This window comes from Foetidibacter luteolus (genome assembly GCF_009650435.1).
Classification (GTDB): Bacteria; Bacteroidota; Bacteroidia; order Chitinophagales; family Chitinophagaceae; genus Foetidibacter; species Foetidibacter luteolus.
This window is the reverse complement of the sequence record NZ_VVIP01000048.1, coordinates 1-23,089: the sequence shown is the minus strand read 5'-3', so window position 1 is coordinate 23,089 and position 23,089 is coordinate 1. Positions and strand designations below refer to the sequence as shown.

Genomic DNA, 23,089 nt, shown 5'->3' with positions numbered 1-23,089 from the left:
GGGTCTGAAAAGCCACCCAATGAACCGGACGATGAACGGATTGCGACGCAACGAAGATGCCACAGGGCTATGTCGCTGGTACCATAGTCGTGAGTGGTGAATGGTGAGTAGTGAATAGTGAGTAGTGAATAGTGAGTAGCCCTTCACTTAAAACATTGAACCTTAAACATAAGAACAACAAACAACTACTTCTGCTCCGCTTCCGCCTTGCGTTTCTTCTTAAAAAATCCACGCAGTAAAAAGTTATGTTGAAGCGCTTCCAGGTTTTCATCCAGCTTCTGGCTGCTGGTTTGCAGGTTGTGAATGGTGGCCTTTAACTGCTCGGCAGTTTTTTTATCGTATAATAATGTGCTTACAGGGCCATCCCCTTCGTTAATTTGTTCGCTGGCTGCCTGCAGGTTTTCCGTAATAAGCGAGGCATTGTAAGCTGCGTCCCGCAATTGTGTAACCGTGCCACGCAGGTTGTTAAAGATAATGGTATCGCTCACCAGGTCGTTCATCAAAGTGCCCTCGTTGTTTAGTTTGGCTGTGAAAGCTGAAAGGTCTTTCATTACCGCCTCGCTGGTTAAAGATACCTGGCGGAAATTGCCTACCACTTTGTTCAGGTTAACCATGAGCGATGTATCGTTCATCAGCTTACCCAGGGTGCCTTCGCCATTGGCTATTTTTTGAGATACCAGTTTCAGGTTACCCGTTATTTCTTCCAGGTTGCGGTTGTTGTTTTGCAGGGTTGCCAGCATTTCATCGTTGCTTACCGCTTTATCCACTTGCAGCATATCCCCGTTGGCCACCTGGGCAGCAGCGTTGGTGCCGCCATAAATTACAACAATCTTATTTCCAATTAATCCATCTGAACCTATTTTGGCCTTGGCATCCCGCCGTATATGGGATTGCGCAGACTTTTCAATATGCAGCTCCACCAGCACCTGCGAAAGGCCGTGAAAACTAATGCGCCTTACCGTACCAATTTTAACACCGGAAAACCAGATGTTACTGCCCGGCTGAAGGCCAGCCACATCGTTAAAAACGGCACGTACCGTTATTGTTTTTACAAAGCTTTTTTTCTGGCCACCCAATATCAATACCGTAGCGGTTAATATGGCAAGGCCAATTAGTATAAACAGGCCAACAATAACGGCCCTCCTGTTAGCTGGTTTCATCGGCTGTAATAAAGTTATAGTTATAAAAACTTTGTATCCTTTCATCATCCGCATCAAACACCTCTTCAAATGTGCCCTGTGTAAGAAATTTACCATCCAGCAGCATGGCTATGCGGTCGCCGGTTTGCCGTGCACAGGTAAGATCGTGGGTAATAATGATGGAGCTGGTATGGTATTGCTCCTGCACCTCGTTAATAAGGCTATTAATGTCCAGGCTGGTAATAGGGTCAAGGCCGGCAGTAGGTTCATCGTACAGCATAATTTCCGGCTGCAAAATCAGTGTACGGGCAATACCCACACGTTTGCGCTGGCCGCCTGACAGTTCCGCCGGCATCTGGTCTATGGTGTGCAGCAGGCCTACATCGTCCAGCACTTTTTCCGTAGCCGTGCTTATCTCTTTGCGGGTAAGCTGTTTAAAATTACGCACCAGCGGAAAAGCCAGGTTTTCCCGCACCGTCATACTATCGTACAAGGCACTGTTCTGAAAAGAGAAACCAATCTTTAACCGCAGTTGCCGTAGCTGGTTGTTGTTGAGCGCATCCACCTGCTGGCCCAGCACAGACACCATGCCTTTGTCTGGCTTTAACAGGCCTACCATTATTTTAATAAGCACCGATTTACCAGTACCGGAGCGGCCGAGCACCACCACATTTTCACCCTTGAATACTTCCAGGTCAACACCCCGCAATACATGCAGTGTGCCGAAAGATTTTTCCAGGTTTTCTATGGAGATTACCTTTTGCGTTTTATCTGCTATATGTATACGCCTTTTCATTTACCTGATGGCATTTACAATCTGAACAATAATCATTTCTTCAACAAAAATCATAAACATGCTGGCCACTACTGCAGCGTTGGCCGCACGGCCTACACCCTGTGTACCCTGTGTGGCATTAAAACCCTGGTAACAGCCTGCTATGCCAATGGTAAAACCGAATATCATCGTTTTGAATATGGAAGAAAAAATATCCAGGAAAGAAATGGTGGAAAAGCCACTATCTAAAAAAGAGCGCAGGCTGGTAAGCTCATTGGCATGCACGTTAAGATAAGAGCCCATCATGGCCACCAATGCAGTGTACATCATTAATACGGGTAACATAAGGGTGGTTGCCAGTACCCGGGTAACCACCAGGAATTTATAGGGGTTGGTAGCAGAAACTTCCATCGCGTCTATCTGTTCCGTTACCTTCATAGAACCTAATTCAGCCCCAATGTTGGAGCCCACTTTACCCGCCGCAATAAGTGCTGTAACCAATGGCGCCAGTGCCCTTATTACCGCGATGGAAATAAGCGATGGCAACCATGAAGAGGCGCCAAACTCCTGCAGCGAAGGCCTTGATTGCTTGGTAAAAACAATACCGATAATAAAGCCGGTAAGAGAAATAAGCGGCAACGAGCGATAACCAACTTCGTAACACTGGCGTGCCACTTCCTGCATTTCGAACGGTGGCCGGAACAACTGCTTAAAAAACTCCAGTATAAACTTGTACAAACGGTAGACACCGGAAAAAAACTCATCCAGCCGGGGCGAGATGAGGTGCCTGCGCACCTTTTGGAGATTTTTGTTTTTTAGGTTAAATGCCATTGACGACTGCCTGAGGGCTACTTAGCCGGGTTAAAAAATAAAAAACTTAATCCTTGCTATGCCTAAAGTATGCCAGTAAGCTACAGAGCTGCTTTTGCGGTATAACAAATTGATTTTTAGCTGATAACAAGTCCCGTGATCACCCGCGGATATGGCTGTTATTCTCCCGAATGGGGTAAGATTGCTGGCAGAATGCAGAATTAATGCCCCATCATTGTTTTTATATGCCCTGAAAAGAATAATTATGGGCCCGGCAGCAGGAACTATCATGAGGCGTCCCTTGCGTCGCACTCTTGTACTACACAACTTTATGCAACTTTTAAAGCCGTATCCGGAAAATTATGGTAAAATTTGGCATGCTGCCACAGCCATTTGCGCAGTTTACCCGGTTTGATTATTGAGTATTTAAATCACCCCTGCTTAAACTGGTTATCATCCGCACTTGGTCCATAAATTGACGGCACCGCAATATCATTTAACCGCAGATAAACCGTTAACTGGCCGCGGTGGTGCACCCAATGATTAATGGTAGAAGAAATGCTTTCCAGCATAGGGCTGGAATATAAAACATGTCCATTTGATTTTAGCGTAAACGTGCCGTCCAATGCTTCGTCAGTAGCGTTATGCAGGGCTCTTTCTGCCCTTTTTATGTTTTCATCAAAATGGCCAACCAGCGCTTCAGTAGTTTTCGTTTGCAGGTGTTGAAATGTGGCCAGGTCAATTTCACCTTCTTCAACCATTACCGCTACCCACAAGGGTATTTCAGCTACCAACACGGCCAGGTAGCCCATGGCCATGCTTTTGGGGTGCGGCTTATAATCATACAAGTTTTCGGTAACTCTTTCCAGGCATTTGCGGGTAGAAGTTACTTCCGCTTTTATTTCATCCGCATACGCGTTGGCCAGGATTTTGTTTTTCATACAATCGTTTTAATGTTGATGATTGGTAAGTTGTGCAAGGTATATGCCAGATTCCATCCACCGGGTGTTCCGCCGAACCACAGGTGATGCCAGGCCAAGCCCAAAACGTATCGACGCTAATTCTTAATGGATTTGCTTATACGCATTCACCACTTTAATATAGTCCAGTATCGCGTCTATCTCTTTATTGGAGAGTTGGAGAAACGGCGGCATCCTGGATCCGTACTCCTTAGCCAATGCTACAAAATAAGGCTCGCCGGATTTGATAACCGCCTCGCTGTTGCGGATAAAGTTCCGCAGCAAGGCCCTGTCGGTAACGCGGTCTTCAATACCCCGCAAAAGATCATTATGCATTTTGAATAACGGATGGCAGGCGCTACAATTGGTATCAAACAATTTTTTACCTGCTGCAATTGCGGGCATATCCAAAATTTCGGTAAAAGCAGATGTGGTTTTGGGTTCCGGGGGCGGTGGATTTTTGCGCCATAGAAAGTAGCGGCTTACGGCAACAGCCAAAACCAATAAAGCCAGCAGACAACAACCTTTAAGAATGTAATTAATCTCCCTGTTCATAGCGTATCAGGCAAAGTTAAATGCCAAACGCAAACATTGTCATTACATTGTGTTTTACAGTTTAGGCAATGCCTGCCACCAGTTTAACAATTTCTCTGACAAGGCTTTTACAACCCCGGGTTGCTGTTCCGCTGCACTGCTTACCTCGTTCTTATCTGCCTGCAGGTTATATAATTCTGTTCTGCTGCCGTCTTTGTTCATCAATAGTTTCCAGTTGCCTTCCAGGATAGCAAGGGAAGGGCTCCTGTCTCTTCCTTTTGGATAATTAAAGGATATTTCGTTGCGGCCATATTCCCAGAAAATGGCCTTACCGCGTAATGATGGCCGGCCCAGCAGCACCCCGCTCCTGTCCTCGCCGTCGCCGTTGATGGTGTTGGTTATGCCTGCCAGTTGGCACAAAGTAGGTATCATATCATTGGCGGTAACCACGGAAGATGAATCAACCTGCCCCGCCTTTACCTGTGCAGGCCAGCTTACGATCATAGGCATACGTATGCCGCCTTCGTATAAAGACACTTTAGCGCCACGCATACCCGCACTCCTGTCGTGCCGGAAGTTGGGCGCAGGGCCATTGTCGCTGGTAAATACAACGATGGTATTTTTGTCGAGGCCTGTTCTTTTTAACTCCCCCATCAGTCGCCCGATTTGTACATCATACTCTTTTAATACAGGAATAAAATTCTTTTCGTCATCGCCTTCTTCTTTTACAAAATCACCACCGGGTACCCAGGGGGTATGCACATCATCTGGCCATAAATTAATGAAGCAGGGCTGCCCGGAATGTTTTTGCAAAAAAGCCAGGGTTTTATCAACAAAGTAAGCGGTGCGGTTCCATCGTTTAATGCTGTCCTGGTCGCTCCATATCCAGTTTTTCGCGGTAAGTACCGGGTCGGGGTCGGGGCTTTCCCAGGTGCTGCTCCATTCATCAAAGCCATAATCCTTAATAGACGGCGCATTGGTAACATCACGCCCGCCACCCATGTGCCATTTACCAAAATGCCCCGTTGCATAACCACCGCCTTTGAATACTTTGGCAATCGTAGCGGCTGCGGGGTTTAAAAAATCGGCCTGCTCACAGTTGCTGTTGTGCTTTCTATCGCTCAGGTAATTGGTCATGTTCCACTTGGCAGGCGCCATGCCTGTCATTAATCCCGTTCTTGAGGGCGAACAAACCGGAGAGGCGCTGTAATAACGCGTTAGCCGTATGCCTTGTGTAGCCAGTTTATCTATATTAAGGGTATTGTACACGCCATTGTAACAACTAATGTCACCATAGCCCATGTCGTCCGTTAAAATGAAAATGATATTGGGCTTGGGCTGTTGCGCACTAATACCGGATGCAGCGGGCAGCAGCAAGAGGAATAAAACAATGTTTTTCATTTGGTTATACATAGATGAAGGCACAAAATACAAAAATTGGGTTTTGTGGCAGGCAACCTGGGCGGCGAAGGCCTGACGGCGATTTTTTGTAACTTTCCTTATTCCTTCAACAAAAAGCTTGTATATGATTACCATTCACGAAACTTTTGTTTGCAAACCAGGCAATGCATCAAAACTTGCCAAACTCTTTAAAGAAGTCTTTACCGACATGCAGGAAGTAACCGCTGTTCTAACAGACATGACGGGCCAGTTTAACAAAGTAATCATCGTATCTCAGTATGAAAACCTGGCGGCGTATGAACAAAACTGGGAAAAGTATAAGCAGCAGAGTGAAGAAATGAAAAAGATGGAAGATATGATGAAAGGATATACAGACATGTACCTGACCGGATCCAGGGAAATTTACCAGGTTTGGTAACTAAGAAGTTTCTTTTTTGATACCGGCTACTGTACTTCGTGGCGGCTTCGTCGTTCGCACTCCGTTCATCTTTCGGTTCATTGAGCTGCTTTTCCCACCGGATAGATAACACATCGTTTATACTGCGCTGCTGACAAGCCATTCATGTATAGCCTGGCTCGAATTGTCCTGAACCGCTGCCCAGGGCGTACATAAAGAAAGTTCCTTGCATAATAACAAGTCAGAATAGTGCAAACTATTTTTAACTACATTTACCCTACGTAACCATGAAAATTGAATAGGTATTTTTTTACTGTCATACTTTTTCTAATTGCAGCGCCTTTTAAAAACGCATCTGCAGATACGCCTGTAAAGCATGTATACAGGTTCTATAATAACTTGTCAACTACTGAAAAAGATTGCGGCCCCGATCTTGTTCCGGCAAAAGGATTAAATCTCTTATGCCAGTCGTCTACAGCATCTACAACAGGCAGGTTTATAACAGATATAACTAATGATGGTAATAGCAGGACAGTTTACCATAATAACTTGAACCGGGGACTAAAGTACATGAACAGCGCCGGCGTTATCAAAAAAACATACACAGTACAGTTTTATCTTAAGGTGGTTAATTTCAATAAAAGCTATACCAGGATTATTGATTTGTCTGGCGGCACAGAAGATAACGGGCTTTACTTCACAAATCACCAATTGTCTCCGCCAACCTCTCAGCGCTGTCTCAACTTTTTTCCGAACGGCAACTTTGGCACATGTCCTTTTTTTAATAACTATACTTATTATCTTCTTACAATAGCCAGGAATGACACTACTAAAAAAGTTGACATTTATGTAAATGACAAATTATTTACCACCTATGATGATACTCAGGATTTTTATACCGGAGCCGCCGGCCGGCCGGTTTATATCTTTCGGGATGACCCTGTTGGTTTTGCATGCGAAGACGGAGAAGCAAACTTTGCCTATTTATCCTTCTCTAATTATTTCACTACAGAGTCAGAGGTAATTCGTTCCTACCAAGATATCAGTATTACGGCAAATGCAGCTGATTTCAGCTTTGAACCCAAGCCAGTATGCATAAAACAAAATTCCACTATCACTTATCAAGGAAATATACCAGACACAGCTCAAACTTTCAACTTTTTGTGGGATTGGGATGGCGGAAAGGTTATTTCCGGCAGCGCAAGGGGGCCTTATGTTGTTAATTGGAGCAGTCCTGGCACTAAAAACATTACACTCAGTGTTACAGGCGGGGTTTGTCTACAACAAAAAATCGTAAACACCAAACAGATAACGCTCAATACAATACCAGTACCTTCCCTTGCTGCCAATGCAGACTTATGCATGGATGATTCAATGGTGTTATCCCCCGGGATTTTTGACAACTATCTTTGGCAAGACGGTTCCGTTCAAAGCAGTTATACAGTAACTACAGCCGGTTACTATCATGTAAAAGTGTACAACTCCTGTTCTGAAAACTCTGCTTCCATAAACGTCAGGCAAATCTCTTGCGACATTTTTTTCCCCTCTGGTTTTACACCCAATCAGGATGCGCTGAATGAGACATTTAAAACCTTTTACAAGGGTAATTTTCAAACCTATCACTTATGCATTTACAATCGTTTCGGGCAATTGATTTTCGAAACGCGGGACGCTAATACGGCATGGGATGGTACTGTGAAGGGAATTCCCGTTTCTGTTGGCACGTATGTTTGGTTTTGCCAATACAGAAAAACTGCCGCACAGCCAACCAGGCTGATAAAGGGCTTTGTAGTCTTGATGAGATAAGCTTTCAACAGGCAGTATGCCACGTACCTGCATATACTACCCGGGGCTGAACAGCCGCCCAATGAACCAACCGATGAACGGATTGCGACGCAACAGGCGATGCTATGAAATACTGTCGCTGGTACCATAAACCGTGAACAGTGAATGGTGAATGGTGAGTCGTGAATGGTGAATGGTCAATCGTGAATGATTAGCAGGTATACGGCCTTTAACCAGGAACCAATCAAAAATTTTGTTCCCCACTAAAATGCAACTACTTTTATAGCCATTCGAAATGCTTCACTTTCCTTTGGGAAAGACCTCTTCTTTTGCCTGCCTTCATCAATAAAACCAAAGCAAACTTATGTCTATACGCGTAGCTATTAAACACAAGACCACTTACTTGTACGACAGGCCGGTTTCTTTATCGCCCCATGTTTTCAGGCTAAGGCCCGCCGTGCACAGCCGCACGCCTATAGAAGCCTACTCTTTTAAGATAACCCCTAAAGACCATTTCATTAACTGGCAGCAAGACCCCTTTGGCAATTACCAGGCAAGGGTGGTGTTTCCGGAAAAAACCACCGAGCTCACCGTTGACGTGGAAGTGATTGCCAATATGGTGGTGATTAACCCGTTTGACTTTTTTGTGGAAGAATATGCCGAGCATTACCCTTTTAAATACCAGGGGCTGTTGCCCAAAGAGCTTGGGCCTTACCTGGAAATGAACGAGAACGGCCCGCTGCTTACCCAATGGCTAAGCAAAATTGACTTTACGAAGAAGATGCCCATTGTTGACTTTTTAGTAATGCTGAACCAGCACGTAAACAAAGACATCAGCTACAGCATACGTATGGAAGCCGGCGTGCAAACCTGCGAAGAAACGCTGGGCCGCGCCATCGGCAGTTGCCGCGACTCTGCCTGGCTGCTGGTGCAGATACTGCGCCATGCAGGGCTGGCGGCAAGGTTTGTTTCCGGTTACCTGGTGCAGTTAACTGCTGATGTAAAATCGCTGGACGGCCCCAGCGGCCCTGAACATGATTTTACCGACCTGCACGCCTGGACGGAAGTATATATACCTGGTGCCGGCTGGATAGGCCTTGACCCCACCAGCGGCCTCTTTGCCGGTGAAGGGCATATTCCACTGGCCTGTACGCCGGATTATGCCAGTGCCGCCCCCGTGGTGGGCGCCAGCGACAAAGCGGAAGTAACTTTTCAATTTGAAAACAAAGTAACCCGCATACACGAAGACCCGCGGGTAACCAAGCCTTTTACCGAAGAGCAGTGGGCCGTCATAAACGCTATTGGCTTTAAGGTAGATGAAGACCTGGAAGCCGGCGATGTGCGCATGACAATGGGAGGCGAACCCACTTTTGTATCCATTGACGATATGGAAAGCGCCCAGTGGAACACCGCCGCCGACGGCCCGGAGAAACGCCAGCTTTCCCACGACCTTATTTTTCGCCTGCGGGAAAAATTTGGCCCCAATGGCATGCTGCATTATGGGCAGGGTAAATGGTACCCCGGCGAGCCCCTGCCCCGCTGGCAGTACGGCCTTTTCTGGCGCAAGGATGGTTACCCCATTTGGAAGAACCTGCAGTTGATTGCCCATGAACATAAACTTATTAACTACACCGAGGCGGAAGCCGGCCTGTTTGCCAAAGAGCTGGCAAAGCACCTGGCCGTTAGTTCAGACAATGTAACGCCTGCCTACGAAGACATTTTTTACTTTCTCTGGAGCGAGGGCAAGATACCCGCCAACCTTGACCCGTTAAAGACCAACCTGAAAGACAGTATTGAACGCCGCACCCTGGCCGGGCTGCTTGACAAGGGCCTGGATGTACCTGCCGGTTATGTGCTGCCGCTGCGCTGGAACTATTGGAACAATAAATGGCAAAGCTGCAAATGGTCGCTAAAGCGGGAGGCACTCTTCCTGGTACCCGGCAACTCCCCCATTGGTTTACGTTTGCCGCTGGATAGCCTGCCCGCAGTATCCAAAGACAATGAACCGGAAAAAGTAGAGCGTAGTTTGTTTGAAGACCTGCCCGAGCTGGAGCACTACCACGAATCTATCGTAAGCCGTTACAATACCGTTAGTTACCACCCACCAAGGCCGCAGAAAATAGTGCCGCAGGAAACGGCTGCCGAGGAAAAGGACAAAAAGAAAACGCCACCCAAAAAGCAGGAAGAAAAAGAAGAAGAAATAAAACCCCTGTACGAGGTAGAGACTTTTAAAACGGCGCTCTGCGTAGAAGCACGGGATGGTTTTATCTACATCTTTATACCGCCGATGGATTACCTGGAGCATTACCTGGATTTAATCGCCTCTATTGAGGGTACGGCCGCCAAACTGAACATGCCCGTACGTGTGGAAGGTTACGAACCGCCCCGCGACTACCGTATGGAGCGTTTGGTAGTTAGCCCCGACCCCGGCGTGATTGAAGTAAACATTCACCCCGCCAAAAACTGGAAAGAACTGCGCCATATTATAGATACGCTGTACGAGCAGGCTTTTCTATCCCGCCTGGGCACGGAAAAATTTATGCTGGATGGCAAACATACCGGTACCGGCGGCGGCAACCACATTACCATAGGCGGGGCCGCGCCGGCCGATAGCCCGTTGCTGCGCCGGCCAGATTTGCTGCAAAGCCTCATCACCTTCTGGCAGCACCACCCCGGCCTCTCCTATTTGTTTTCCGGCAGCTTTATAGGGCCTACCAGCCAGGCGCCGCGTATTGACGAAGGCCGCGATGAAAAACTCTACGAAATGGAGATTGCCTTTAGCCAGGTACCCAAAAAAGGTTTTGTGCCTTTCTGGCTTACAGACAGGCTTTTCCGCCACCTGCTTACCGATATTACCGGCAATACCCACCGCAGCGAGTTTTGTATTGACAAGCTGTACAGTCCCGACAGCAGCAGCGGCCGGCTGGGCATTTTAGAGTTCCGGGCTTTTGACATGCCGCCGCACAAGCAAATGAGCCTGCTGCAAATGTTGCTGATAAGGGCGCTGATAGCCGCCTTTTGGAAGAAACCTTACCAGCACAACCTGGTACGCTGGGGCACCGTACTGCACGATAAGTTTATGCTGCACCATTACGTAAAAGAAGACCTGCGGGATGTGGTGGAATACCTGAACGAAGCCGGCTACCCCTTTCAGCTAAACTGGTTTGATGCCTTCTTCGAGTTCCGCTTTCCGCATTACGGCACGGTTAAAGTACAGGGTATAGAGATGGAGATACGTATGGGCATAGAGCCCTGGCATGTGCTGGGCGAAGAAATGAGCAGCAGCGGCACCGCCCGGTTTGTGGACAGCTCGCTGGAAAAAGTACAGGTAAAACTAACCGGCCTTAACAAAGACCGTTACATCCTCCTCTGCAACGGCACCCGTGTGCCTTTGCGCCCCACCGCCACCGAAGGCGAATTTGTGGCCGGCATACGCTACCGTGCCTGGCAGCCGCCCAGCGCCCTGCACCCCACCATTGGTGTGGATACGCCGCTGGTGTTTGACATTGTGGATACCTGGAACAGCCGCAGCATTGGCGGTTGCACCTATTATGTGGCGCACCCCGGCGGCAGAAGTTACGATACCTTCCCCATCAACAGCTACGAAGCGGAAAGCCGCCGCATCAGCCGCTTTTGGGACCATGGCCACACGCAGGAAACCCTGCGCCCCCGCCCATGGCTAAGCATTGTACAACACTATATTGAAGAAGGCCGCCCCATTTTTACCGTTGACGCCCCGGAAGTGGTGATTAACAAGGAATACCCACACACACTGGACTTGCGGATGTTTAAGAAGTGATAGAGACAAGAAGTAATAAAGACATAAAGGGAGGATGAAAGTCTTCCCTTTTTTGTGCGGTCTTTTTATTCCGACGCAGGAGGAATTTTTGAAGAATTTTTATGAGCCGGGCAGTTGAATAAGGATTGGGCTGACGTTGCGTCGCACTCTTGTACGGTCTGTTCGCTATGCAGCATGGAGCTTCGAATGGAAATTATACATGCAGGTGACAACACCTGCAAGGGCGGGGAAATACAAAGCAAGAAAATTAATGCTAGAAAGTTGAAATATTGTAAGGTAGACTAAGCTTAGCTATTGTTTCGTCCGAAAAAATAGATAAATTTGTCCAATAAGCAAATTTTATGTCTAGAAAAGTAATCAACCGAATAAAAGTAGTACTTGCTGAACAAGACATAACAAACAAGTGGCTTGCTGAACGTTTAAGCAAAAATGAAACAACAATTTCTCATTGGTGTACAAACGAAAAACAACCCTCGCTTGAAACCTTGGTAGATGTTGCTAAAGCTTTAAATGTTGACGTACGTGATTTATTACACCCTACAAAAAAAGCAACAGCCTAATATGCAAAACCCGATTTCACAAATAAGAAAAAGGTTCGAAAATGTACCTGTAAATTCTGATTGGTGTTTCAAAAACGTTCGGTCTACAGAACAATGGACGCACGGATACCATCGTTATCCAGCAAAATTTCTGCCTAATCTTGTTAAGAAACTTATTGAAGAATATACTCATCCAGATGAGACAATAGCAGATTTATTTGCAGGTTGTGGAACAACTTTAGTTGAAGCTAAAGTTCATGGGCGAGTTTCTGTTGGAGTTGATATAAATCCGGTTGCTGAACTAATTACAAAGGCAAAAACAAAGCCAATCGAGCCAATACTCTTGGCAAACAAGTTTAAAGATTTAGAATCTCGTTTATTGTCATTTAATCCAGCTAAAAGTAAGAAACTCTCTTTGCATGAACGAATTGATTATTGGTTTTTCCCCGAACATAAATATAAAATTGCTTTCTTATATGAGAGAATATTACGGCTCCACAATGAAGATTTGCGAACATTCTTTTTAGTAGCCCTGTCTAATGTCTTAAAAAATTGCTCGAAATGGTTACAGTCAAGCACTAAACCACAAATAGATCCGAGGAAAAAACCAATTGACCCTTTTATCGCCTTTAGACGACAGGCTAAGCAGATGATAAAGAAAAATAGGGAGTTTTATGAGGCTTTGCAAAAAGAAAATTTCATTGACACTAGCTGTGAAATTAGATTAGAAGATGCTCGTAACACTACTATTGAAAGTGATTCAATAGGATCCATCATTACCTCACCGCCGTATGTTACTTCCTATGAATACGCTGACATTCATCAATTAACAGGCTTTTGGTTTGAGTACATTGCAGACTTAGTAGGATTTCGTAAAAATTTTATTGGCACATTTTACTCTTTAAAACAAGAAACAGACTCGGTTTCTTTTATAGGTCAGGAAATTATTAATCAGTTACTTGTAAAGGATAAGAGAACAGCCAAGGAGGTCGCAAATTACTTCAATGATATGCACGCCGTGACCCAGGAAATGCACCGCATACTAAAGCCGGGAGGACATACTTGTTTGGTGATAGGGAATACAACCTTCTTGGAAGTGAAAATAAAATCTGCTGAAGTCTTTTCTGAACTATTAGAATTATCAGGCTTCACTCTGGTAGAAATCATCAAAAGAAGTATTCCCCACAAACTTATCCCTACAATCAGAGATAGGATTACTGGTAAGTTTGCCAAGCTTGAAAACAAACAGAGCCAGCTTGTATATCCTGAAGAATATATAATCGTAGCAAAAAAGAAATAATGGGCATTATTAAAAGCGGTGAAGAAGTTTTTCAGCCGTACGCACGGTTAATTAGCGTACTTGGCGACCAGTTGATTAGTGATAAATGGGTAGGTGTTATCGAGCTTGTTAAAAACTGCTATGATGCTGATGCTGAAACTGTAAATGTCCGGTTTCAGAACTTCAACATAGAAAACCAGAGTAAACGCCCTTATATAGAAATTGAAGATGATGGTACTGGTATGACTTTAGACACCATTCAAGCCGTGTGGATGAAACCGGCCACTCCCAATAAACTCAATAAAAAGAAAGCCAAAGACAAAGACCTTCGGTATACGAAAAAAGGGAGACTGATGCAAGGTGATAAAGGAGTAGGGCGTTTTGCAATTTATAAGTTAGGAGACTATGTGGAGGTTTATACAAAAACGGCAACTTCTGAAGAAGTAAAACTTACGCTAGATTTTCATGCGTATGCTTCAGACGAATTTGAAGTGACTAATCACGTTGATAAATTCTTGCATGAAATCAAAAATAAGTGGGAGGTTAATGATTCGCCCGAAGTTATAAAAAATAAGAAAAATCAAGGTACGGTTATTCGAGTATATGACATTCGTAATCCTTGGAAGCAGGATGATTTGGAAAAGCTTTTAAAAGCCTTTTACAGGATGATGCCGCCTGTCCTTCCTAACTCACCTTCTATACCAAGAGATTTTTCAGTAAATGTTTTTTGGAACAACGACCTTAGAAGGCTAGAGAATCAAAAGAGCTTTGATGAAATAATTAAGCTGGCTCCTTTTTATATTGAAGGAGTGGTAGATGAAAACGCGAGTATCGAATACACGTACTTACATGGCCGAGACAAGAGGGCAGGCAAGTTTAATTTGCTGGATGATGAAGCTGATATTGTCAAATACAATATTTGGAGTTTAAGATTTTTTAGAGAACAATTCCTTGAACTTAGAGATAAAACCAAGAAGGCTGACAAATCAAACCTTGTGGTAAGACACCGGCCGAATTGCGGAAGCTTTCTTTTCTTCTTTTATGCATTTGATTGGAAGAATCCAATTGAAGGTTTGAAAGAGGACGAAAAGAAATTCTTGCAGGAAAATTCAGTTTACCTATACAGAGATAATTTAAGAGTATTTCCCTATGGAGAAAGAGGTGTGGATTGGCTAATGATTAGCAAACTTAGAGCAGAAGACAGAGCCGGGAGTTATTTTAGCTATAATGACCTGATTGGATTCGTTTTTATTGGACAAAATGAAAATCCAAAACTACGTGATGCAGCAGACAGGGAAGGACTTATGAATATTGATGGGGCGTATGATGATTTTATAGCGCTTATACAGGCATCATTAAAAGTCATGAAGGATGAAGTTGACATTGATAAAGCAAGACATGAGCTGAGAAAGCAAAAAGCAGTTACCTCACTTCAAAATCAGTATGAATCTACCTTTGAGTCCCTGCAAAGGCGTATTGCTGAATATAATGATAAAGAGCTATTGGAATCCTCGAAAAAATTCTTCAATGCTGCAAATGTATTTGTACAGAAAGCAAGAGAAGACCTCAAAATAACCCAAGAATTAGCCGGCACTGGCATGGCTGTTGAAAAAGCAACACATGATACAATGTCTTTGCTAAAACGGCTTAAAACAAATACTGAAGATTTTTCAAAAAAACTGGAAAAGAACCAGGCAAAGCCGGAAGACCTAAAAGAGTTTCTTGCAGAATTGCAGGAAAATCTTGAATTTTTGTATCAGGAGCTTCAGGTCTTGCAGCCACTTTTCAGAATAGCTAGAAAAGTAACCAAAGATGTAAGCGTCAGAAACGTTGCAGAAAGAGTGCTAAAGTATTTTAGAAAGGAACTGGACAGCAAAATTGAAGTTGCAATTGAAGGGAGGGACGATGTTGTCGTCAGGACAAATACAGGATTAATATTACAGGTGTTATTGAACTTAACAGATAATGCAATATATTGGCTTGACCAGATTTCTAATAAAAATAAACAAATAAAAATTCATTTAGATGCTAAAGAGCATAGAATAATATTTGCTGATTCTGGGCCTGGTGTAGAAGAAGGAATCGAAGAACTAGTTTTTTCTGAATTCTTTTCTCGCAAAGCAGAAGGGAGGGGATTAGGACTTTACATAGTAAAAGAACTTTTAGATAGAATAGATGCAGAAATTTCTATTATTACTGAACCGTCTCTTAAGCTTCTCAAAGGGGCTAATTTCCTTATTCAATTTAAGAAAGAAGAAAACTAAAATGGAAGGTGTTATCCTATTTGCCGACGATCATATTCACACCGAGAAAAGTGGAGAAAAAGAGCTATTTGAATCATTGAGAAATGACTTTCCCGTTCTCGGCGTGCAAAATTTAGAGCATGCAGAAAAAGCACTTGTGACAATGAGTGGCTTTAATGCAATTATTCTTGATTGGGATTTCAATAGTTCCATTGATAGTTCAAGCCTAGACATAACTGAAGAAATAGGCGATGAAAATATAAAAATTGCTAGGCCCGCTGTGAAGGAAAATGCTACAATGGACTTTTTAAGAAGGAATGACTTTTATACCTTATTGTATATATTTTCAAATGTAGACGTGAAGGCAATTTTTCCTGAAGAGCTTATGAAAAAATTTGCAGGAAGAATTCAATTTGTGCAAAAAGGGGATTTGTCTGATACTGGAACAATTCACGCGAAAATTGTACAAGACATAATTGTATGGCAAAAAAGTAATGCAAACCTTGCCGTTCCAATAAAGTGGAGTAATTCGATTAACCAATCATTACAGCAAATCTTTAGTGAATTAGCTGCAGCTGATATAAACTGGGTTCTTAATTTGCACGAAACTGCAAGTAGCGATGGTGTTAATCCTGAAATCGAAGTTATATCCCTCCTGCAAAATATCCTAACAGAAAAGTTAATTGCTAATCCTGGACTTTTGGCTGAGATAAAAAATTTTGCTACACAAGCCAAGCCTAATACCGATGTATTGGCTGATGGTAACTCTATTGCAAGATTGTTTCAAAGGATTTACTATACGAACTTGAACGCATTTTCTCTGGATGATGTTCCTGTGATGACTGGCGATGTTTTCCTTTTGGCTCCTCAAGAAAGAATTTACGGTATTATCATTAGTCCAGAATGTGATTGCCAGGATATTTGTAACTCAGATTTATACTTTGAGCTATTAACCTTTCAAGAATCTGGCTTTACCAAACAGATATTCACAGATTTATTTGGTCAAAAGAATACTAAAGTAATAGTTGATAATGCGAAAGTTATTTCTGCTATAAAAGATATTGCGAGAGAAAAATTTGTGAAATTTAATGCGGATAGTAAGCCGCCAGCACTTTATAGCAAATCTAAAAAGAAAATACCTGTTACTGATGCACAAGGTAATACTACCTACCAAAAAGAAGAAAACTATGAAATGATAACGGAAGATGTTCTAATTAAACCATTTCTTAGTCAGTTTGAAGCTTTGGTCAATAAGCATATTGGTCCAGGATTACGGACAGCAATTAATGAGCAAATTTCTGAGCAGAATACAAATCTCCTGAATGATTTATTCTTACAAGCCTATAATCAGACAGAAAAGCGTTTACACTTAATTCCTAGTTTTAATTTTGAAACAGAATATCCTAATAAGACCGCGGTAATAGATTTTAGAACTGGAAAAACTTTTAGAAAATATGCAGAACTAAAGGTACAAGGAGTTCAAAGGATTTGTAAATTAAATCATCCTTTTATCTCTGAATTACGGCAGAGATATAATTCTTATTATGGGCGCGTCGGTGTCCCTAAAATACCCACAATCTTGAGAGAGTATAATATTGAATCGTTTACTCGATAGTGCTACTGCCTTCATTTTCATTCCCAGCTATCCGAAGTGTTAAGCGTTAGCGGCTCTTCGGATTTTTAATAAAAACCAGACTTTCACCTGGATTTCGGAGCCATATGCTAATGCTAAAGGGGAAAATTCAACAGCCCATACTTCTGCTTCATTCTCCGCACAGTGTCCACCCGAAGCACTTCCCCGCAATAGTCTCCGGCACGGGAATATGCGGCAGGGAGGAGATGAATTTACCAGCATACGCATTGCCTGCTACCCTGCGGGAAAAGCCGAATAAAGCATCCAACAGTACAAGAGTCCTCCCGAAACTTCGGGACTGCCTTGACATGCAAAATTGCTCAACGATGCTTAATTCATATTCCATTGCCCGGCTCATAAAAATTCCCTTGCCGTCGTTTGTGTTGATGTGCCACGGATGCCAGGCAGGTGTTGTCACCTGCCTCCGTAATTTTGAGGGAGGACTTCCTGCAGATTAATTAGACAACAGCCCCTACTCTGCGGGAAAACCCGCATAGTGAATCCACCGCACACGTGTTCTCCAAACTTCGGGACTGCTTCGTCACGCAAATTGCTCAACGGAAGCTAAATTCGTATCCTGCTGCCCGGCCAATAAAAATTCTTCGTTATAAATAAAAACAGCTACTCTCGCAAAAACCACTGAGAATGTCCTCGTAAAGCACACAAATTTTTTAAGGCAATATCTATCTGTTTGCAATTTTTTGTTTGCAAAAATTTGCAAACGAAAATTTGCAAACAATTTTCATGTATAAAATTTTATCCGATGCCGATGAGCCGAAAAAAAGGCCGCTGACCCAACGAAAACTGGCGGAATTTCTGCTGGTTAAACATGGCCATATTCCGTCCTCCGCACGGTGTACTTACATGATCCAAAGCACTTCGCCGCAATAGTCTCCGGCACGGGACTTTGCGACAGGGATGAAGACGATGCCCAATTAAAGACGAATTCCCCTAACCTGTGGGAAAAGATGCAGAAGGAACAAGCCGTAGAAGAGTGCGACGCAAGTAAAGCATCATAGTAGTACTTCTGCCGGGCTCATACCTATTTTCTTGCCAGCTTTCTGTAATACATGAGCCCAGCTATTCGGAGAGTTAAGCGTTAGCGGCTCTTCGGATGTATTATAAAAGCCAGGCTTTCGTCTGGCTTTCGGAGCTATATGCTAAAGGGGGAAATTCAACAGCCACATTTCTGCTTCCTCCATTTACGAATAGTATATGCCGCTGTTAGATTATCTATAATCCAGTTTGGTTAATAGCGGGGAGTGGGTAGAAAACGCTGGAGACACATATTGCATTCAGGAGAAGTTTAAATAAATGCTTCGGAGACTATGGTGGAGAAATGTCTTTTAAATGGAAATATTGCGGGTGATGAAAATTGCCATTCTCTATTTTATAACAACCCTTGCATTTTGCTTAATTGTCAACTTGCCGCCGGTCAGTTTAAGTGGAGCATCAAGAATACAGACTCCATCTGTTTGGGGACTTATTACAACTTCCACACCTTGTGGTATCGAGGACGGAGGTTTATATCCACCCGACCAGTTAAGTGGATCACTAAAATTACCAGTTCCGGTAAATGTATAAAGCGGACGTAGCACTGATTCTACAATGCTAGTATAAAACTCAAGTCCGTATTTATAATTGCTACCGGCCCACACAAGGTTGTTGCCCAGTGTAGCAAGGTAATTTTGCATCAGGACACCAGATAAGTTATTGTCTTCTATAGGCTGAGTACCATTTTCTGTGCCATTTGAAACCCACGGAACCCCGCCAATTGTAAAAAAGGCTTTACCATTAGCTGTCTGGATGTGAACGCCATAGTATCCACGGCCATACCCATAAAAGGCTGTCTGAGTTCCAACAGATCCAGGCGTTAGGTCTTTGACCATTACAGTTCCATCTGCGAAGCCATCGCTTTTCCAAAGTTCTGTTCCATGCACGCCATCATTCGCAAAAAATAAAAGTTTATCATCAAAATCTTGCATAACCGGAGGATCAAAAGAATTGAAAGCATCATCATGAGGATTGATTTCTTTTACCAAGGCTGGTTGTTCATTATTGTTGTCAATAACCCATAGTTGTTTGCGTGCTGTTACTCCGTTTACATATCCAGACCCTGCAATAAACAATTTCCCGCCTGCTGTAGCAAGACATACTGGCCAAAGATTGGAAACCCTTGAGGCATTTTTTCCATCAAATTTGTATAAGCCGGGTGAATTGCCTGTTTGGCCTGTAAAATAAAGAACCCCGTTCAATGAACATAACCAGGCAGGTGCTGAAATTTCCGTGGAAATTGGAATTGTACTTTGAGCAGTCCCCGAAGTTTTCCATAAACCAATCTCATTCGCTCCCTGAAGAAAAAACAATACAGTATCAATTGCAAAGGGGTGGGCTTGCTTGAAAACGCTGTAATAAGGCAAACTGCCGACGTTTGATTCTATTTTAAAAGTGCCCTGTGTAGTGCCGTCACTCCGCCAGAGAGAAGATACGCCATCACCGGTAACGGTTGCAAAATAAACAAGATTAGTAGTTGCAACCATCCAGTCAACACTGTTTTCTGCGGTAGTTAGTTCCGTGACTAGTTGGGTAGAACCAGCTTCATTTATTTTAAAAACGCCACGTTTGCCTGTTGTTTTGCTTATACCATAGAAAAAGAGCATTTCACCAAGAACCGCAAACCCATCCTGCTCTGAGGTGAAATAAAGGAGTTCAAAGCCAGGGATAGCTGTTGTGCCGGCATCGGTTGCATCGGACACCCACAACAAATTTTTACCAGTATAACCATCATTCGCACCAAACCAAAGACGGTTAGAGAAATTGGTAATATTAAACGCGCTGTTTGAGCCGGAGGTAGTTTTATTGATATCGCTAACCAGTTTTGTTCCAATCTCTGTACCATCTGTTTTCCAAAGCTCCACTCCGATACTTTCCGAACAAGCAGAAAAAAACAACTCACCACCTGCAGTTTCACTATAGTTAGCAGGTGATGAGGAATTTTCGCTTGTATTAATATTTTTCACCATTACTGTTCCCAGTACAGTTCCGTCAGTCTTCCAAAGCTCACGGCCATAATTTTCTGTAGTTGCTGAAAAATATAAACTCGAATTACGTGCATCTAAATTTTCGGGAGAGCAATTATTTTTTAAAAGTACTGTACCTGTTGCTGTACCATCAGATTTCCACAACTGGCCATCCTCAGTTGTCGGGCCGGTAAGTCTTGTGCCAATATATATAGCATTATCTGATTGAGTAAGACCTGAAATGGATGTAGGCATACCATTGATCAACATGCTCTTGAGAACAACTGCGTTTACTCCGTCGTATTTACAAAATTGCTTTTTTGTGCTATTAACAGTTGCTATATAATACAGCGATCCCCCTCTCACAATCATATTGGCTGAGTTATCATGGATAAAGTCATTATTGCCTGGTGCTGGGTGTGCATCATTCTGCCCACCCTGTGATTGCCATATTTTAAATTGGTTGCTGACAGTTGCTGCGGAAAACCATATAGTTTTACCCGGCCCTTCTGTGACAGATGTAACTTGTTGTGCGGAATCACTAACAGAATAAGTTCCTCCTGCGCTGCCATCTGTGCACCAAAGCGTTCCAAACCTACTGGTGGGAGTTCTGCTTGAGCCAACAAAGTAAAGCTTGCCATGCAAGTAGATTAAACTTCTTAGCTGGCCAGTGTTTTGATAGATTGGGGTATTCATATCTACTACCATCTCTGTAGTTGTGCCATCTGTTTTCCACAATTGACTTCCCCGTAATGTAAAATAAATAAAATTGCCCCCCACTACTAATATACCGGGCGTTATGGCATCTTTAAATACGGTAGTACCGGCCGAAGTTCCGTCACTAACCCATAAATTTGAAGCCGCTGAAACGTATATCCTGTTTTTAAATACGGTTATGTTTTCCGGATTACTACCTGAAGCTCCCGGAATAAAATCTTTAACTATGTATGTTCCGGCCTGCGTCCCATCGCTTCTCCAGAGTTCCCGACCATGTATTCCATCATCAGCAGTAAAATAGCAAACATTATTTAGAACAGGCATTCTGCTAACCTTTGGCGCAGGTAAATTGTTTTGAACAAAAGGAAGAGAACTTTTAGCATCATTGATATCCTTTAAGAAATGAAAATTCTGACCGGCAACAGAAAAAAAATTCAATAAAAAAATAATAGCGGTTAACTGGAATAGTTTCATAAAAGCTTGGGTTTAAAAGCAAGATAAGTTGATGTGCGAATTTTTCAAAATTCTTCATCCCCCCTCAGTGTCCATCCGAAGCACTTCCCCGCAAAGTCCCCTGGTAAGGGACTTTGCAGCAGGGACGGCACAAATACAAAAGAGATAAATGATTTTCCACTCTTGCACATTTATTTGACCAGGTGAACATCCATGAACTCCATGCAACTGGTAATTGCGTAAACTTCTTGCTGCCCAATGCGGTAATATTTCGCAGCGCTGGAAGATAATTCTCAAGGAGATTTGTGTTGGAAGGGGTATTTGCTTAGAGATGGGCGTTTTCATCCTCCCTACCGCAAAGTCCCGTACCGAAGACTATTGCGGAGAATGTTTTTTAAATGGAAATATTGCCGGTTATGAGAATTACCTTTCTCATCTCCGGCGCCAGGATTCAACAAGGCAATCTCGCCCTCATGAACGGCATGTGCGGGAAATACTGGCTGCTAAAGTATCCGGCACGCATATGTGGCTATGGCTGCTGGTGCCTGAATACCTGCGCCTGGGCGGTGCATGAACTCCTTGATATGCATACGGTGCAAACCTACGAACACCTGCAGATAACACTGATGCAACTCAGGAGATTGCAGCATCATTACGATGGCCGGCATGTTTTGGCCATTGACCCGCACAGGATACAATCAGCAACCCGGCGTACAATGCCCCACAAAAAGAAAAGACCGGATGAACCGGGGCATAAAATGATGCAGACCTTTTTTTGCGTGGATGCATTCAGCGGCCAGCCCCTGGCTTTTACGCTTGGCTCCTCCGGCAAAAACTGCAGCCCTGCCACCCTGCAACTGGCCGATATAATTGAACAGGGTGGGCCTTTTTATAGCCGATAAGGAGCACTTCACACAGGAGGTGGGTGATTATTTTTGTCAGCACCCAACATTTGACATATTAATGCCGGCACCTGCAATTAAAAAAATTACAGGCCGCCTGGAGCACCTGCAATACAAACCCCTGTGGGCAGGATATGCACTGGCCTGCACAGACTTTGCCTTTGACAACAGTCCCCATACTCTGAAATTATTGGTACAACGCCAGGGAGAGCGGGAGGATGCCTATAATTACAAACCATTCTTAACTACCTCCAGCCAGACAGCCCTCGAATTGGTTACCCAAATATTCCCGCAACGGTGGACAATAGAAGAATTCTTCAACTTTAACGGGGATATAGGATGGAACAGGGCCTCCACCTTTAACCTCAATATAAAATATGGAAAACAAACCCTGGCACTCATAGCACAGGCTGCCACCCACCAACTCAAAAACAAATTGCCCGATAACTACAAAAAATGGACAGCAGCGCATACAGCACAACAGGTACTCACTAACATGGAAGGGGATATCAGGGTGGAAAATGACACCATCATTGTAACCTACTACAGAGACCATGAAGCACTGCAGCTACGAAACCATTATGAAAACATAGCCCAGCGGCTTGAAGCAGAAAATGTCAACCCAAAAATCCCATGGCTCTTTGATTATAAATTAGACTTTAGATTTAAATAACTAAAATCAATTAGTACAATAAAAAAGCTGA

At 43.6% G+C, this 23,089-nt stretch carries 17 protein-coding genes; 10 read left to right on the top strand and 7 right to left on the bottom strand.

Features of this window, described 5'->3' with window-relative positions; genetic code table 11:
• Positions 1-185 precede the first annotated feature (185 nt).
• The 6 genes from F0364_RS15055 to F0364_RS15030 all read right to left on the bottom strand — a co-directional run bounded on the left by F0364_RS15055 (position 186) and on the right by F0364_RS15030 (position 5,618).
• Positions 186-1,160 (bottom strand): MlaD family protein, encoded by a 975-nt coding sequence (locus F0364_RS15055; protein ID WP_153798622.1) that lies wholly within the window; start codon positions 1,158-1,160, stop codon positions 186-188.
• Complete coding sequence (locus F0364_RS15050; protein ID WP_153798621.1) at positions 1,147-1,935, bottom strand: ABC transporter ATP-binding protein; 789 nt, start codon at positions 1,933-1,935, stop codon at positions 1,147-1,149. The genes F0364_RS15055 and F0364_RS15050 overlap by 14 nt, the downstream gene beginning before the upstream one ends.
• Positions 1,936-2,709, bottom strand: a complete 774-nt coding sequence (locus tag F0364_RS15045; RefSeq protein ID WP_235921123.1) for an MlaE family ABC transporter permease — start codon at positions 2,707-2,709, stop codon at positions 1,936-1,938. It lies immediately after the preceding gene.
• Positions 2,710-3,155: 446 nt separating this feature from the next.
• Entirely contained in the window at positions 3,156-3,665 is a 510-nt protein-coding gene (locus F0364_RS15040) for a DinB family protein (protein ID WP_153798619.1), read from the bottom strand.
• A gap of 123 nt (positions 3,666-3,788) precedes the next feature.
• A complete protein-coding gene (locus F0364_RS15035) occupies positions 3,789-4,238 on the bottom strand; it encodes a c-type cytochrome (RefSeq protein WP_153798618.1) in 450 nt (149 codons plus the stop codon).
• Between the two features lie 54 nt (positions 4,239-4,292).
• Positions 4,293-5,618: a sulfatase family protein gene (locus F0364_RS15030; protein WP_207632699.1), complete on the bottom strand. Its 1,326-nt coding sequence runs from the start codon at positions 5,616-5,618 to the stop codon at positions 4,293-4,295.
• A gap of 124 nt (positions 5,619-5,742) precedes the next feature.
• Here F0364_RS15030 and F0364_RS15025 point away from each other — a divergent pair, with 124 nt between their 5' ends.
• From F0364_RS15025 to F0364_RS14990, 8 genes are all read left to right on the top strand, one after another.
• The gene (locus F0364_RS15025; protein ID WP_153798617.1) at positions 5,743-6,036 is read left to right on the top strand and encodes an NIPSNAP family protein; all 294 of its coding nucleotides are present in this window, start codon (positions 5,743-5,745) and stop codon (positions 6,034-6,036) included.
• A gap of 273 nt (positions 6,037-6,309) precedes the next feature.
• Positions 6,310-7,821 (top strand): T9SS type B sorting domain-containing protein, encoded by a 1,512-nt coding sequence (locus F0364_RS15020; RefSeq protein WP_153798616.1) that lies wholly within the window; start codon positions 6,310-6,312, stop codon positions 7,819-7,821.
• Between the two features lie 343 nt (positions 7,822-8,164).
• Complete coding sequence (locus F0364_RS15015; protein WP_153798615.1) at positions 8,165-11,599, top strand: transglutaminase family protein; 3,435 nt, start codon at positions 8,165-8,167, stop codon at positions 11,597-11,599.
• Between the two features lie 341 nt (positions 11,600-11,940).
• Entirely contained in the window at positions 11,941-12,159 is a 219-nt protein-coding gene (locus F0364_RS15010) for a helix-turn-helix transcriptional regulator (protein WP_153798614.1), read from the top strand.
• Position 12,160: 1 nt separating this feature from the next.
• Complete coding sequence (locus F0364_RS15005; RefSeq protein ID WP_207632698.1) at positions 12,161-13,438, top strand: DNA methyltransferase; 1,278 nt, start codon at positions 12,161-12,163, stop codon at positions 13,436-13,438.
• Entirely contained in the window at positions 13,438-15,681 is a 2,244-nt protein-coding gene (locus tag F0364_RS15000) for a sensor histidine kinase (RefSeq protein WP_153798612.1), read from the top strand. The genes F0364_RS15005 and F0364_RS15000 overlap by 1 nt, the downstream gene beginning before the upstream one ends.
• 1 nt (position 15,682) lies before the next feature.
• A complete protein-coding gene (locus F0364_RS14995; protein WP_153798611.1) occupies positions 15,683-17,275 on the top strand; it encodes a hypothetical protein in 1,593 nt (530 codons plus the stop codon).
• Between the two features lie 762 nt (positions 17,276-18,037).
• Positions 18,038-18,184, top strand: coding sequence for a hypothetical protein (locus F0364_RS14990; protein WP_153798610.1), 147 nt, complete (start codon positions 18,038-18,040; stop codon positions 18,182-18,184).
• A gap of 494 nt (positions 18,185-18,678) precedes the next feature.
• On the opposite strand, the gene F0364_RS14985 is transcribed toward F0364_RS14990, so the two are convergent.
• Entirely contained in the window at positions 18,679-21,504 is a 2,826-nt protein-coding gene (locus F0364_RS14985; protein ID WP_153798609.1) for an ELWxxDGT repeat protein, read from the bottom strand.
• A gap of 395 nt (positions 21,505-21,899) precedes the next feature.
• Between F0364_RS14985 and F0364_RS14980 the strand changes: the two genes are divergently transcribed.
• Positions 21,900-22,385: a hypothetical protein gene (locus F0364_RS14980; protein WP_153798608.1), complete on the top strand. Its 486-nt coding sequence runs from the start codon at positions 21,900-21,902 to the stop codon at positions 22,383-22,385.
• A 61-nt stretch (positions 22,386-22,446) separates the two neighbouring features.
• Positions 22,447-23,058, top strand: coding sequence for a hypothetical protein (locus tag F0364_RS14975; protein ID WP_153798607.1), 612 nt, complete (start codon positions 22,447-22,449; stop codon positions 23,056-23,058).
• Positions 23,059-23,089 lie beyond the last annotated feature (31 nt).